This window comes from Actinomycetes bacterium (genome assembly GCA_036510875.1).
Lineage (GTDB): Bacteria > Actinomycetota > Actinomycetes > Prado026 > Prado026 > DATCDE01.
In genome coordinates this window covers 1-13,373 of sequence record DATCDE010000064.1, presented here as the reverse complement: position 1 = coordinate 13,373, position 13,373 = coordinate 1, and the positions used below count along the sequence as shown (strand labels likewise).

13 protein-coding genes and 1 pseudogene are annotated in these 13,373 nt (G+C 70.8%); 7 read left to right on the top strand and 7 right to left on the bottom strand.

What is annotated here, in order from left to right:
- The 3 genes from VIM19_03535 to VIM19_03525 form a co-directional block, all read left to right on the top strand.
- Positions 1–326: phosphoketolase (locus VIM19_03535; protein ID HEY5183980.1), on the top strand; the 326-nt coding region annotated here is incomplete at its 5' end.
- Positions 308–1,462 (top strand): acetate/propionate family kinase, encoded by a 1,155-nt coding sequence (locus VIM19_03530; GenBank protein ID HEY5183979.1) that lies wholly within the window; start codon positions 308–310, stop codon positions 1,460–1,462. The genes VIM19_03535 and VIM19_03530, both read left to right, overlap by 19 nt.
- A 129-nt stretch (positions 1,463–1,591) precedes the next feature.
- The gene (locus VIM19_03525; protein HEY5183978.1) at positions 1,592–2,104 is read left to right on the top strand and encodes a hypothetical protein; all 513 of its coding nucleotides are present in this window, start codon (positions 1,592–1,594) and stop codon (positions 2,102–2,104) included.
- Between the two features lie 45 nt (positions 2,105–2,149).
- Here the strand turns inward: VIM19_03525 and VIM19_03520 are convergent, their stop codons facing one another.
- From VIM19_03520 to VIM19_03495, 6 genes and pseudogenes are all read right to left on the bottom strand, one after another.
- Positions 2,150–3,565 (bottom strand): wax ester/triacylglycerol synthase domain-containing protein, encoded by a 1,416-nt coding sequence (locus tag VIM19_03520; GenBank protein ID HEY5183977.1) that lies wholly within the window; start codon positions 3,563–3,565, stop codon positions 2,150–2,152.
- A 210-nt stretch (positions 3,566–3,775) separates the two neighbouring features.
- Entirely contained in the window at positions 3,776–4,810 is a 1,035-nt protein-coding gene (locus tag VIM19_03515) for an alpha/beta hydrolase (GenBank protein ID HEY5183976.1), read from the bottom strand.
- Between the two features lie 9 nt (positions 4,811–4,819).
- Entirely contained in the window at positions 4,820–5,119 is a 300-nt protein-coding gene (locus VIM19_03510; protein HEY5183975.1) for a hypothetical protein, read from the bottom strand.
- A 179-nt stretch (positions 5,120–5,298) separates the two neighbouring features.
- A pseudogene (gene serA / locus VIM19_03505) lies at positions 5,299–6,271 on the bottom strand (phosphoglycerate dehydrogenase).
- A gap of 227 nt (positions 6,272–6,498) precedes the next feature.
- Positions 6,499–6,711, bottom strand: a complete 213-nt coding sequence (locus VIM19_03500; GenBank protein ID HEY5183974.1) for a crosslink repair DNA glycosylase YcaQ family protein — start codon at positions 6,709–6,711, stop codon at positions 6,499–6,501.
- A 41-nt stretch (positions 6,712–6,752) separates the two neighbouring features.
- Positions 6,753–7,436 carry a hypothetical protein gene (locus VIM19_03495; protein ID HEY5183973.1) on the bottom strand — a complete coding sequence of 228 codons (684 nt, stop codon included), beginning with the start codon at positions 7,434–7,436 and terminating at the stop codon, positions 6,753–6,755.
- Positions 7,437–7,708: 272 nt separating this feature from the next.
- Between VIM19_03495 and VIM19_03490 the strand changes: the two genes are divergently transcribed.
- From VIM19_03490 to VIM19_03480, 3 genes are all read left to right on the top strand, one after another.
- Positions 7,709–8,608 carry a haloalkane dehalogenase gene (locus VIM19_03490; GenBank protein HEY5183972.1) on the top strand — a complete coding sequence of 300 codons (900 nt, stop codon included), beginning with the start codon at positions 7,709–7,711 and terminating at the stop codon, positions 8,606–8,608.
- 129 nt (positions 8,609–8,737) lie between these two features.
- A complete protein-coding gene (locus VIM19_03485) occupies positions 8,738–9,463 on the top strand; it encodes a response regulator transcription factor (GenBank protein HEY5183971.1) in 726 nt (241 codons plus the stop codon).
- Positions 9,464–9,585: 122 nt separating this feature from the next.
- Positions 9,586–10,473: a HAMP domain-containing sensor histidine kinase gene (locus VIM19_03480; GenBank protein ID HEY5183970.1), complete on the top strand. Its 888-nt coding sequence runs from the start codon at positions 9,586–9,588 to the stop codon at positions 10,471–10,473.
- Between the two features lie 69 nt (positions 10,474–10,542).
- Here the strand turns inward: VIM19_03480 and VIM19_03475 are convergent, their stop codons facing one another.
- Positions 10,543–11,718, bottom strand: a complete 1,176-nt coding sequence (locus tag VIM19_03475) for a hypothetical protein (GenBank protein ID HEY5183969.1) — start codon at positions 11,716–11,718, stop codon at positions 10,543–10,545.
- 312 nt (positions 11,719–12,030) lie between these two features.
- Between VIM19_03475 and VIM19_03470 the strand changes: the two genes are divergently transcribed.
- Positions 12,031–13,373: ferric reductase-like transmembrane domain-containing protein (locus VIM19_03470; protein ID HEY5183968.1), on the top strand; the 1,343-nt coding region annotated here is incomplete at its 3' end.

Sequence of the window (13,373 nt, the reverse complement as noted above, 5' to 3'; positions counted from 1 at the left end):
CCACCGACCGGCCGGTCGTGTTCGCCTACCACGGCTACCCGTGGCTGATCCACCGGCTCACCTACCGGCGCACCAACCACGCGAACCTGCACGTGCGCGGCTACAAGGAGGAAGGGACGACGACGACGCCGTTCGACATGGTCATGCTCAACGACCTGGACCGCTTCCACCTCGTCATGGACGTCATCGACCGGGTGCCCGGGCTGGGCTCGCGGGCCGCGGCGTTGCGCCAGCGGATGGTGGACGAGCGGCTGCGGGCCCGCGCGTACACCCGGGCCGAGGGCGAGGACCTGCCCGAGATCCGCGAGTGGACCTGGCCGTACTGACCCCGCCGACCGCCATGCGCATCCTCGTCGTCAACGCGGGCTCCAGCAGCCTGAAGCTGGCCGTCCTCGACGACCACGACCAGCTGCTTGCCGCGGAGAACCTGCCGCTGCAGCGCGGGCGGGTGGACGCCGCGGCGCTGCGTCGGGTGGTCGAGCAGCACGGACCGTTCGACGCGGTCGGGCACCGGATCGTCCACGGCGGCACCCAGTTCGTCGACCCCGTGCTGGTCGACGACGACGTCGTCCGACGGCTCGAGGCGCTGGCCGACCTGGCCCCGCTGCACCAGCCCAAGTCCCTGCGCGGGATGCGCGAGGTCGGCCGGCTGCTCCCCGATGTCCCCACCGTCTGCTGCTTCGACACGGCCTTCCACGCGACGATCCCCGCGGCCGCCTCGACCTACGCGCTGCCCGCGGAGTGGCGCCGCCGGTGGGACCTGCGCCGGTTCGGCTTCCACGGGCTGTCCCACGCCTACCTCTCGCGCCGAGCCGCTGAACTGCAGGGAGGCTCCCCGGACGGGCTGCGCATCGTGACCTGCCACCTCGGGGCCGGCGCCTCGCTGGCCGCCGTCCACGGGGGCGCCTCAGTCGACACGACGATGGGGTTCACCCCACTCGAGGGCCTGGTGATGGCCACCCGCTCCGGGTCGATCGACCCGGGGCTGATCACCTGGCTCGAGGAGCACATCGGCATGCCGCCGTCCGAGCTCGCCGCCACCCTCGAGCACCGGTCCGGACTGCTCGGCCTGACCGGAACCGCCGACATGCAGCTCATCCTGCAGGCCGAGGCCGAAGGTGACCCCGACGCCGCGCTCGGCCTTGGGGTGTACCTGCACCGGTTGCGTGCCGGCATCGCGGCCATGGCCGCCGCCATGGGCGGCCTGGACGCGCTGGCCTTCGCCGGCGGGGTCGGCGAGCACGCCCCGGCCATCCGGCAACGAGCCGCGGACGGGCTCGCCTTCCTCGGCATCCGGGTCGACCCCGCCGCCAACGCCACGGCCAGGCCCGAGTGTGACATCACCTCCCCCGGGGCCACGGTAAGGACCTATGTCATCCAGACCCGCGAGGACGTCGAGATCGCACGCGGCGTCCGCCGGGCTCTCGCAGACTCCGCGGCCCAAGGGAGTCCCCCGACCTGAGCGGGAACAGGGCCCGGGTCGAGACCTCGAGCCACGCTTGGCGCCTGGCTGCGGGGTCCCTCGGCCGAGGGTTCATGCTGGCCCTGTGCGGTCCGCTACCTCCCACTCCACCTGCTGTCGCCCGAGCCAATGATCAGCATCGCGGTCTCTGCCCAACGCACGTTCACTCTGGCTGCTGATCTACCCGCGACGACCGCGTACTTTCGTGATCTCGCACGAACCATCAAAGACCTGCCGCACCTGTCCCTGGTCAAGACTCATGACTGGGATCAGTACCGCATTCTCTACAGCGCGGCCGAAGCCGGGGTCTATCACGTTGCCTTGTACTGCGACATCCAGGTTCAGTTTGACGAAGTGGAACAGACAGTCCGTGTCACCCCGCTGACCGGCATTCCACCTGTTCCACCCAAGGTGACGATGAGCTCGCTGACCGGCCAGGGGTACTACGCCAGCCAAGCAGTGCTTCAAGCCGTGGGCACACACACCAAGGTCGACTACGACGTGCAGATCACGTCCCAGATACCGAAGCGCTTGACGTTGACGCTCGTCCCCGACCAGGTGGTGAGGCGTGCGATCGAGCAAGTGGTGGCCCGGCGCCTGCAGGAGATCACCGACGCGTTCGCCGCGCACGCAAGTCCCTGATGCGAAGCCAGGACCCCCAAGAGCCAACGACGCAGATCGGTCATCTCACGAGGTCCGGCTTGGCAGTGTCACCTGTCCGGTCGAGCCCGCCACGGCGAGGATCTCGTCGAACCCGCTTTGCAGGCAGTCCATCAGCAGGTCGGGCTCGGGGATGGCTCCGGTGTCGATGTTCACGCCGACGAAGCAGGTGCCGCAGTAGGACATTAGCGTGATGTTGAACGCCGCGCCGATGGTGGGTCCGTACCCGTAGAAGCTGTTGACCTTGGCTCCGGCGAGGTAGAACGGCACCCGGACTCCGGGCACGTTACTGGCGAGGAAGTCGATGTGCTTGAGCATCCCGCCGACGTAGCCACGCGGCAGCAGGTTCAACGTGCCCGCGATCACCTGGGTGAACGGCAGTGATCGGTCGGCCTTCAGCGGCGCGCAGCGGCGGTGGGTCTCCCGCATCCGCTCAGTCGGGTCGACGATGCCGACGGGAACCTTGAACCGCAGCAGCGTGATGCGGTTGCCACCGAGCGGGTCGTCGGCCTTGCGGATGCTGACCGGCATGGTCACGCGCAGTTCGTCGACGTGCTGGCCGTGCCGTTCGTGGTAGCGCCGCAGCCCTCCCGTGACACCAGCGAGGAACGCATCGTTGTGCGTTGCGTCGGCCGCGTGCGCGGCGGCCAGCAGGTCCGTCAGCGGGAACTGCAGCAGGTCGTAGTGCCAGGCCAGGTGGCGTGCGGTCATGACCGGCGACAGCGTGTCGGACACGGGCCGCAGGACGCGCGCGATCGACTGGCCCGTCGCGACCGTTTCGGTGACCGTTTCGCGTGGGTGCCGCAGCGCATGCGCCACGTCGCCGACGACAGAGGTGACCCGGCGCTTGGCAAAGCCGAACAGTTGTGACCAGTCGTGGCCGAGGGCATCGCGCACCAGATCGACGCTGCCCAGGTGCTCGCCGAGGGGGGCCTCCGGCATCGGTCCGAGATCTCCGGGGGCGGGTTCTACGTCGAACAACATGCGGGCGATGTCCATGCCGCCCACGCCATCAGTCAGCGAGTGATGAAGTTTCATGACCAGCGCGGTCTGGCCGCCCTCGAGCCCCTCGACAAACGTGTACTCCCACAACGGCCGATCCCGGTCCAGGCCCGCCATCCCGGTCTTGCGGGCGAACTCCAACACCGCAGCCAGGGTCTTCGGCGGTGCCGCCTCGAACCGGCGGATGTGCCACGACAGGTCGAAGTCGGGATCGACCACCCAGCGGGGCGTGGCCAGACGCCACGGAGACAGCACCACCCGATGCCGGAACCCAGGCGTCAGCCGGGTGGCGCGCTCCAGTCGTTCCGACAGCCGATCCCAGTCCGGCGAACCGTCCAGAATCAGCACACAGACCACCGTCGAGCGCAGCAACGGATCCTGCTCCATGTACCAGGAGAACGCGTCACTGTTACGCATGTGAACATCGATGCGCTCAGCCAACGTAACCACGCCCTTCCTCAGGGTCAGCGTGTCCCTCGACCCCGCGTCATGCCAGGCGGGCCACTGCAGAGCAAGAGTGTCACTCGGTGCCCGCGAGCGGCGCAGGATCTGGCTACTTGTCCGGGGTCAGTCACGCGGCTGATCGTGGTCGGCCGCCTAGTGCCACCGGCAGCCGCCTCGTCGCCCGGTGCGCCGCCGGTGGGACCGGGGTTATCGGGGTTCTGGAGAACCGAGCGAACCGGCGAGTGCACCGTGCCGGGTTCTCTCACGTGCCCTCCCGGCCAGCCTCCGCTTCGGGCTGCGAGGTGTGGGCTTGGTCGCTGCGGCCGCTGCGGCGCTGCCGGGGTGCTCGACCAGCCACGTGAGGATCCGCTCGGCGGTCCATTCGGGGGCCTCTAGCTGGGGGACGTGGCCCACCTCGTGGGCGACCTCGAACCGCCAGGACGGGTTCGCCTTGGCCGCCGCCCGGGCGGCGGCGATGGGAACGAGTCGGTCGCGGTCGCCGTGCAGCAGCAGGACCGGGACACCGATGGCCCGCTGCATCGCCGCGTAGCGGCGGCGGTCCGCGAGGACCCAGATCAGTGACCGGGCCGCCGAGAGCAGCTCGGCGTCCACGTCGCTGTATGCGCGACGCTGATCTGCCAGCTCCCTGTGCTGGTCGACGACGTGCCGTGGGACCCGGGACGGGTCGACGCAGCACAGGCGGAGCAGGTCGGTCGTCGCCTGCTCGGCCGCGGTCGTGCTGCGTCGGGCCAGCAGGGTGCGCCCCATCGCCGGGACGGCGAACGCGGTGAAGGCCGCGGCCACCCGGGGGTCGGGGCGGGCGCGCAGCCCGACCGGCAGGGCTGGGTCGACGAGGACGAGCCCGGCAACGGTGTCCGGGTGCGCGGCGGTTTGCAGGATCGAGATCAGTCCACCCATGGAGTTGCCGATGAGGATCGTCGGGGTGCCGGCGACGTCGGTGAGGAACCGGTGCAGCAGCCGCTGGTTGGCATGGACCGAGGTGGACCGTGAGCCGCTCCGGGTGTGGCCGAACCCCGCGAGGTCCAGGGCCAGGACCCGGCAGGTGCCGGTCAGCAGCGGGGCCAGGGCCGCCCAGTTGACCAGCGAACCGCCCAGGCCGTGCACGCAGACCACCAGCGGTCCGTCCACCGGCCCCCCGTGATCGACGTAGTGCACGGGGCCATCCAGGTCCACCCAACGCGACTCCGGGCGGTCCGCCGTCGATGGGCTGCCGGTTGCCATGCGCAGACGCTACCGCCCCGACAGACTCGCCGATGGCTCATCCTGACGGGTCCGCGGAACTGAGCCGCTCCCGCTCCCTGGTGCCGCCCAGCTGCCGATGCGGGTGGCGACGTCGGCCAGCACCGCGTCGACCTGAGCGTGCAGCCAGTACGTGTCATCCACAGCCGGCTCGTGCCGGTAGATGTGCGCGGAGTCGGGCCCATGAGCGGCGAACAAGTCGGCCAGCAGCGTGACCGGCACGCCAGCTTCGAGTAGCGCCAGCACCGGCCACCGGTGCCCGCTGACGGCGTCGTCCGCGAAGTCCTGCACGCTCTGTTCGTCGGACGCCGTCGCGGGCGACCTGCTAGCCCGCTGGTGTGAGCCGAAGGTCCCGAGCCGACGCAACGGCCGTGCAGAAGCACCCAGACGGCTCTGCGGAAACGCGGTACCGTCACCGCGCAAGGCCTCACCGTCACCCCCGTGTGGTGAGGCCTCGCCCGATTCCGGGGCTACGACAGGACGCGCAGGCGAACCGTGTCCGGCAGGGCCGCGAGCTCGTGGACGACGTCCGCGGCGTCGTCGATGCCGATGTCGGTCAGCACCCACCCGAGCGGTCCACGGGTCGTGAGCAGCTGCGCCTCCACGTTCACGTCGTGGCGGGCCAGGGTCGAGTTGATCGCGGCGAGCACCCCGGGTGTGTTGTGGTGCAGATGCGCAAGGCGGTGACTGCCCCCGGCGGCCGGCAGCGCGACCTGGGGCAGGTTCACGCTCAGCGTCGTGGCTCCCGCCGTGACGAAGTCGACCAGCTTCGCGGACACGAACCGTCCGATGTCCCGCTGCGCCTCCTGGGTGGAGCCACCGATGTGCGGGGTGAGGATCACGTTGTCCAGGCCGCGCCGGGCGCTGACGAACGGCTCGCCGCGCCCGGACGGTTCGGTCGCGAACACGTCCACGGCCGCGCCGGCCAGGTGCCCGGACAGCAGATGCTCGCGCAGCGCCGCCTCGTCCACGACGAACCCGCGGGACAGGTTCAGCAGCAGCGACCCCGGGCGCATCGCGGCCAGCTGGTTCGGGCCGAAGCTGCCCGCGTTTCCGGGACGGCCGTCCACGTGCAGCGTGACGAGGTCCGCCAGGGCAAGCAGCTCATCCAGCGAGGCGCACCGGTACGCGTTGGCGAGCGCGAGACGGTCCGCCACGTCGTAGAAGCACACCCGCATGCCCAGCGCCTCCGCCAGCACCGACAGCTGCGATCCGATGTTGCCGTACCCGACGATGCCGAGCGTGCGGCCGCGGACCTCGTGCGCGCCGGCGACCGACTTGTCCCACACCCCGGTGCATCGCGGCGTTCTTGGCGGCCATCCGCCGGGTCAGTGCGATCACCTCCGCCAAGGCCAGCTCGACAACTGAGCGGGTGTTCGAGTAGGGCGCGTTGAACACGGCCACGCCACGGGCTGCGGCAGCGGGCAGGTCCACCTGGTCGGTCGCGGACATCCTGCGCGAGTCGCAGCATGGGGTCTCCGCCGCAGACCTGGCCGAGCGCGCCGGATTCAGCCCGGGCGTCGCCCGCCGCTAGCTACGTTTCCTCTCCGAGTCCGGCACCGTTGACTTCACCCTCCGCTGCGGCACCGCTGGCCGGCCGGAACACCTCTACCGCTGGTCCGCGCCGAGGCACAGCTAGCGCCCCTCGGCAGGGCAGCGCACCCCGAGCATCACGACGGCATCTCGCGGTCGACCGCCGTCGCCACCGCGGTGGTGAAACGCACGTCCTGGTGGACGGCGGGGACGCGGAGCACCCCGCCCCCGCGGTCGGCCCGGACGTCGAGCCTTCCGACCAGCCGGTCCCTGGACAGGATCGGCAGGGCGCAGCGCCATCGGCGGCCAGCCGGGTCGGAACGTCTCGGGCGCTCACCTGAGGGAGCCACCGGGTCCCCTGCCGGTCCTCGGGCTGAGGGCCCCCTCAGCGTCAGCGGTTGAAGAGGGGCAGATCGAGGCGTGGCCGGTTGGTCCGCTTGAGCTCGGAGAAACCGCGGAACGAGGCCAGCGTGCGCAGGGCGTCGTACAGGGCCAGCGACTCCGCATCCCCTGGCACCGAGGAGATCACCGGCCCGAAGAACGAGCTGCCGTGCGGCGGGCCGTAGCTGATGATCGGCGTGCCGAGATCCTCACCTGCACGCTCGAACGCGAGCGCGGTCTCGGCTCGGATGATCACGTCGTGAGCATCATCAGCAGCGGCGTCCGCCAAGTCGACCGGCAGCCCCTGGGCCATCAGCAGCGCGGCGATGTCGATGGCCCGGGCTGCCTCGGAGCTGGAACGTCCCGTGGTGTCATACCACAGCTGTCGGCCCCAGGCCCCGTACAGGCGCCCCACCGGGTCGTTGCCGTGACCGGCGCGGGCCGCCGCCAGCACCCGGAGGAACTCCAGCGCCCGACGCCGCGCGCTCACCGACTGGGGCGTGACCTCGTCGTCATGCTCGTGGATGACGGACAAGGAGATGAACCGCCAGCCGACGCTCAGCCCGCGCAACACCGCCACCCGCCGTACCCACACCGACGTCTGCCACGCGAACGGGCAGATCGGGTCGAGGAAGAACTCAAGGTCAAACGGGCCACCCGGCAGGTCGGCCACCCGGACCGGGTCAGCGTTCACACTCGTCATGGAAGGGCGAACGACCACTTCTGCCGCCGGAATTCCCCTGAGCCGGCGCCCACGTCGTCTGGCTGGGAGACTCTGCCCGGTCACTCGCCACCGCCTGCCCACGGGCCTCAGCTGGTCGTTCAGCGCGTCGGCTTTGCCGACCGGTGGACGTCCTCCGACCACCACGGCAGCAGCTCGAAAGGCAGCCGCTCCTCGGGGCCAGGACTGTCTTCGCGACTATCGTTTGCGTCCAGCGGTGTGGCTGACCCGTCAGGGGGTTCTCGGTGAAGATCCTGCGCACGCCCGAGGAGCGGTTCGCGTCGCTTCCCGCATTCCCGTTTGAGCCTCACTACGCCGAGACGAGCGAGGGGATCCGGGTCCACTACCTCGATGAGGGGCCGCCCGACGCTCCCCCCGTGCTGCTGCTGCACGGGGAACCGTCGTGGTCCTTCCTGTACCGCACGATGATCCCCGTGCTTGTGGGCGCCGGCCACCGGTGCGTGGCACCTGACCTTGTCGGCTTCGGCCGCTCGGACAAGCCCAGCGAGCAGGGCGACTACACCTACCAGCGCCATGTCGACTGGATGGACGAGATCGTCTTCGGCCATCTCGACCTGCGCGGCATCGCCTACTTCGGGCAAGACTGGGGCGGCCTGATCGGGTTGCGGCTGGTGGCCAGACAGCCGGCCCGGTTCACCCGCGTGGTCGTCGGGAACACCGGGATGCCGACCGGGGACCAGCAGCTGAGCGAGGCGTTCGGGCAGTGGCAGACGTTCGCCCGCGAGTCACCGGTGTTCCCGATCGGCGAGATCGTCGCCAACGGGTGCGCGACACGGCCGGGTGACGACGTCATCGCCGCCTACGACGCCCCCTTCCCCGACGACACGTACAAGGCGGGCGCCCGCGCATTCCCGTCGCTGGTCCCCACATCGCCCGACGATCCGGCCCACGAGGCGAACACCGAGGCCTGGCAGGTGCTGCGCGCCTTCGACCGGCCCTTCCTGTGTGCCTTCAGCGACGGAGATCCGATCACCAGGGGCGGTGAGCGGCAGTTCATCGGCCGAGTGGCAGGCACGGCCGACCAGCCCCACACGACAATCGCCGGGGCCGGCCACTTCCTTCAGGAGGACAAGGGACCCGAGCTGGCCAGGGTGATCGCCGAATTCATGTCGCGCACCGCCTGAGGCGGCAACCTCCCGAAGCGTCCCCACCGACGAGGGGCGACCCTGGACCGTCGCGGCCACGCAGTGGTGTCATCGATCCGTAAGGCTCCTGGTCGGGCTGGTCCGCAGCTTCCTTCGTATGCTGAGCCAATGGCTCACGTCTTGGTCGTCGACGACGACCCGACGGTCGCCGAGGTGGTGCTCGAGTACCTGCGCCGCGAGGGGTTCACCACCGATCATGCGCGCGATGGAGAGCGCGCCCTGGCCGCTGCCGCGGCGACCCCGCCCGACCTGGTAGTGCTCGATCTGATGCTGCCAGGGATGAGCGGCCTAGAGGTGTGCCGGAGGTTGCGAGCCGAGCGGTCCGGCCTGCCAGTGGTCATGCTCACCGCCCGCGGCGAGGAGGAGGACCGCATCGTGGGCCTGGAGGTGGGTGCGGACGACTACGTGGTCAAGCCGTTCAGCCCGCGCGAACTGGTCCTGCGGGTCCGGTCGGTGCTGCGGCGCACCGACCCGCCCGCGCCCGCGCCTGTGCTCTGCGACGTAGAGCTTCGCGTGGACACCCGTGCTCGTACCGTGCAGCGGGGCGACCGCGAGGTCGCGCTGACCGCCCGCGAGTTCGACTTGCTCGTCCACCTGATGACCCACCCCGGGGTAGCGCTGAGCCGGGTCCAGCTCATGAGCGAGGTCTGGGGCTGGGACTTCGGTGACGAGTCGACGGTCACGGTGCATGTCCGCCGTCTCCGCGAGAAGGTCGAGCACGACCCTGCTCGCCCCTCCCGCCTCGTCACCGTGTGGGGTGTGGGCTACCGCTGGGACCCGAGCGTGGCTGCTGTGCCCCGGTCGGACGAGCCACCCTCCGGCGGGTCGCCCTGAACGTCGACTGGGGGCTCGCCGGGCTCGCTGCGCTGACGGCGGGGCTCGTCGGGCTGGCCGGGCTGGTGGTGGTCCGTTTCCTTGGCGCTCGGTCCCCCGCGCGGGCTGCCCTGCTCACGCCGGTGACGGTGGTGCTCGCGGTCACCGCGGGCATGGTCGTGGGCGTCCGGTCGATGGCCCTCAAGGGCAGCGACCTCGCTGTCGTGTCGACCGTGCTGCTGGCGACGACCCCGATCGCCCTCGCGGTGGGCCTGTACCTGGCCCGGCGGACCGCAGAGCTGCAGAGACGGACGGAGCAGGAGGCTGCGGCGCGGGCCATGGACGCCGAGCTCGAGGCCCGTCGGCGCGAGCTGGTTGCCTGGTCCTCGCATGACCTGCGCACGCCGCTGGCCGGGATCCGCGCGATGGCCGAGGCGCTGGAGGACGGCGTGGCGCCCGACCCGGCGACCTACCACCGGCGGATCCGCGAACAGGTCGACCGGCTGACGGTCATGGTGAACGACCTGCTCGCCTTGTCCAGGCTGCAGTCTGGCCAGCTGCACCTCGCCCCGTCCGTGGTGCGGCTGCATGACCTGGTCTCGGACACCCTGTCGTCGGCGACACCGCTGGCGCGGGAGCGGGGAGTGCGCCTGCGCGGCTGGTGCGACGAGTCGGTGACCGTGTATGCGGATGAGTCGGCGATCGCGCGTGCCCTCGACAACCTGGTGGCCAACGCGGTGCGGTACTCGCAGCCGGACGGCGACGTCAGGCTCGAGGCGTCCAGCGACGGCCGGAGGGCCACGGTCAGAGTCGTCGACTCGTGCGGGGGGATCAGCGAGACGGACCTGCCGAGGGTCTTTGAGCCGGGCTGGCGGGGGTCGGCGGCCCGCTCGCCGGGCGACGGCGCCGGCCTCGGCCTGGCCATCGTGCACGGCATCGTCACCTCGTGCGGCGGCACGGTGTCGGTCGCCAATCGCGACAGCGGCTGCGTCTTCGAGGTGACCCTGCCGGCCACTGCGGTCAGCAGCTGACGAACCGCCGTAGGACCTGACGCCGCGCCGCCCCCGTGGGGACGGCGCGGCGTCGGGCGCCGGGGAGGATCAGGCCGCGGCCAGTCCCTCCATGCCGCCGGCCGAGAACGCCGGGAGCCCGGTCACCGTCTGGATCCGGTGGAGGTGGCCGTGGGACGACACGGCGTACACGCCGAGGGTCCCGGCGACCGACTCCTGCACGTACAGGAATCGACCGTCCCGGGACGCGGCGAGGTCGATCGGTCCCGCGTTCGTGGTGGCCGCGACGGGGGCGGCGAGCGCCGCGGTCCCATCCGCCTGGAGGCGCCACGACGACAGCGACGCCGACCCGGCGTTCGCACCGAACAGGTAGCGTCCGACCCGGACGTTCCAGCACAGAGCCGCTCCGCCGTCACTGGCAGAGGACCCGAGCAGAGTCAGGCCACCGGCGGTGTTCACGGCGTAGGAGCTGGTGTTGCCGGTGGCGGCCTCGGTCACGTGGACGGTGCCGCGCGGGTCGACGACGAAGGAGAACGGGACGGCCCCGGCCGACGGCGTGACGGTCGGTGTCGCCGAGGGAACGCCGGCGCTGTCCACCGGGAAGGTCAGCAGCGTGTTGTGCGCCTTGGTCGTGACGATCAGGGTGTTTCCGTCGTCGCTGAAGCCGACCTGCGCGGGAGCCTGGATGAACGACGGCACCGGATCGTTGCCGAGGCCCAGGGACCGGGTCGACCCGGGGATCGGCACCAGCCTCGCGTACTTGACCCGGAAGCCGGAGATGCTGCCGTCGCCACCCGCGTTCAGGACGTAGGCGAGGTCGCCGTGGACCGTCACGCTCGTCGGGAACTCACCGCCCGAGGACACGACCGCCGTGCGGTCCAGGCGCGCGCCGCGTACGGAGAACGACGTCACCGTGTCGCTGCCCGCGTTCACCGCGACGAGCACGTGACCCGGGCGGTCGTAGGTGAGACCACCCTGCGAGGCCAGCGCATCCAGCGGGGCACCCGTCTCGGTACCCCCGAGCCCACCGGTGTCATAGGTGCCCGCTGCGGTCAGCGTCCCGTCCGCAGCGCGGGCGTACGCCGCCACCCGGTTGCCGCTGGTGAAGTTGAGCTGCACGAAGACCGCTCCGCGACCATGCGCCTCATCGGTCGAGGCCGACGCGGAGGCGGCGCTGAAGGGCAGCGTGGCGGCTGAGAGTCCGACGACCGCAACGGCGATGGCCGCGCGCCGTAGCAGCCGAAGGTCCTTGAGGGGTGTCGACACGATGGCTCCGTTCGAGAGGTTGACTGCGACCGGATGGCCGCCACTCGACCGAACCACCGCCGACGGCGATCGCTGCTTACGCAGGACGTACGAAGTCCTTACGCAACGGTGACGCGCCCACAGGAGGGCTCGGCGAACGGGCTCGTTCAGGGAGCAAGAGACCAGGGACCGCCGATCCGCCGACAGGTGGCGTGGCGCCGTCGTCGAAGCCAACTTCTTAGCGGACTATCACCGAATCCTCATCTATCTTGCACGTCCGCATCGAAGACTGCCCGGGCACGACATCACGCCGGTCGCCCTCGAGGAGTATGGATGCCCAGCCACACCGTGGCGCCCAGGCCTGTCGGACCTGCTTCGGTTCCGCCGCCCACTCCCGAGGTGCTGTTCACCGATGGTGGCCGGCCTCTGGCCCGGGCGGACGCCCGCGCGGTCCTGGCGCTGATCTTTCTCGGCGGGGCGGCCGTGCTGGCCCTGTGGTGGCAGGACACCCCATCGGTATCCGGTGTCGCCGGTTGGCTGACGAACGCCGGACGGATCACCGGACTGCTCGCCGGCTATGCCGTTGTGGTCCTCCTCGCGCTGATGGCCCGGATCCCCGCCCTCGAGCGGGGGATCGGCACGGATCGCCTGGCCCGCTGGCACGCGATGGGCGGGCGCTACACGGTCAGTCTCACCGTCGCCCACGCCACCTTGATAACCTGGGGGTACGCCGTCCTCGCGCACCGCAGCGGTGTCGCCGAGACATGGGCGTTGCTGCGCTCCTACCCGGATGTGCTCGCCGCCACGGTGGCGGGCGGGCTGCTCGTGGGTGTCGGCATCACGTCCGCCCGCGCCGCCCGCGCACGGATGGCCTACGAGACGTGGCACTACCTGCACCTGTACACCTATCTCGCCGTGGCGTTGGCGTTCAGCCATCAGTTCTCCACCGGCGCCGACTTCATCGCCAACGCCCGCGCCCGCATCGTCTGGTCCGCCCTGTACGTCGCCGTCGGCGGCGCGCTGCTGTGGTACCGGTTCCTCGCCCCCGCGCGGGCGTTCGTCCGGCACCAGTTGCGGGTCACCGCCGTCCAGCGGGAAGCGCCCGGCATCTACTCAGTGCTCATCTCCGGGCATCATCTGGACGAGCTGGACGCCGAACCCGGGCAATTCTTCCGGTGGCGGTTCCTGACCCGCGACCGGTGGTGGGCGGCCAACCCGTACTCCCTGTCCGCTCCCGTCCGTCACGGGCAGCTGATGCGGATCACCGTCAAGGACTTGGGGGACCACTCCAACGGGGTCCGCACCCTCAGGCCCGGAACCCGGGTCTTCGCCGAGGGGCCCTACGGTGCCCTCACCGCAGCCCGGCGGACGCGAGCCAAGGTCGTCCTCATCGCCGGCGGGGTCGGGATCACCCCCCTTCGGGCCCTGTTCGAGACCCTGCCTGCGCAGCCCGGGGACCTGACCCTGCTCTACCGTGCCAGCCGCGCCACCGACGTCGTCTTCCGCGCCGAGCTCGACGCGATCGCGGACACCCGGGGGGCGACCGTCCACTACCTCACCGGACCACAGCACCGCGCCACCTTCACCGCACGGGGCCTATCCCGACTCGTCCCCGACCTGCGGCACCACGACGCCTACCTGTGCGGGCCGCCGGGGCTCACCGACACCGTGCACGC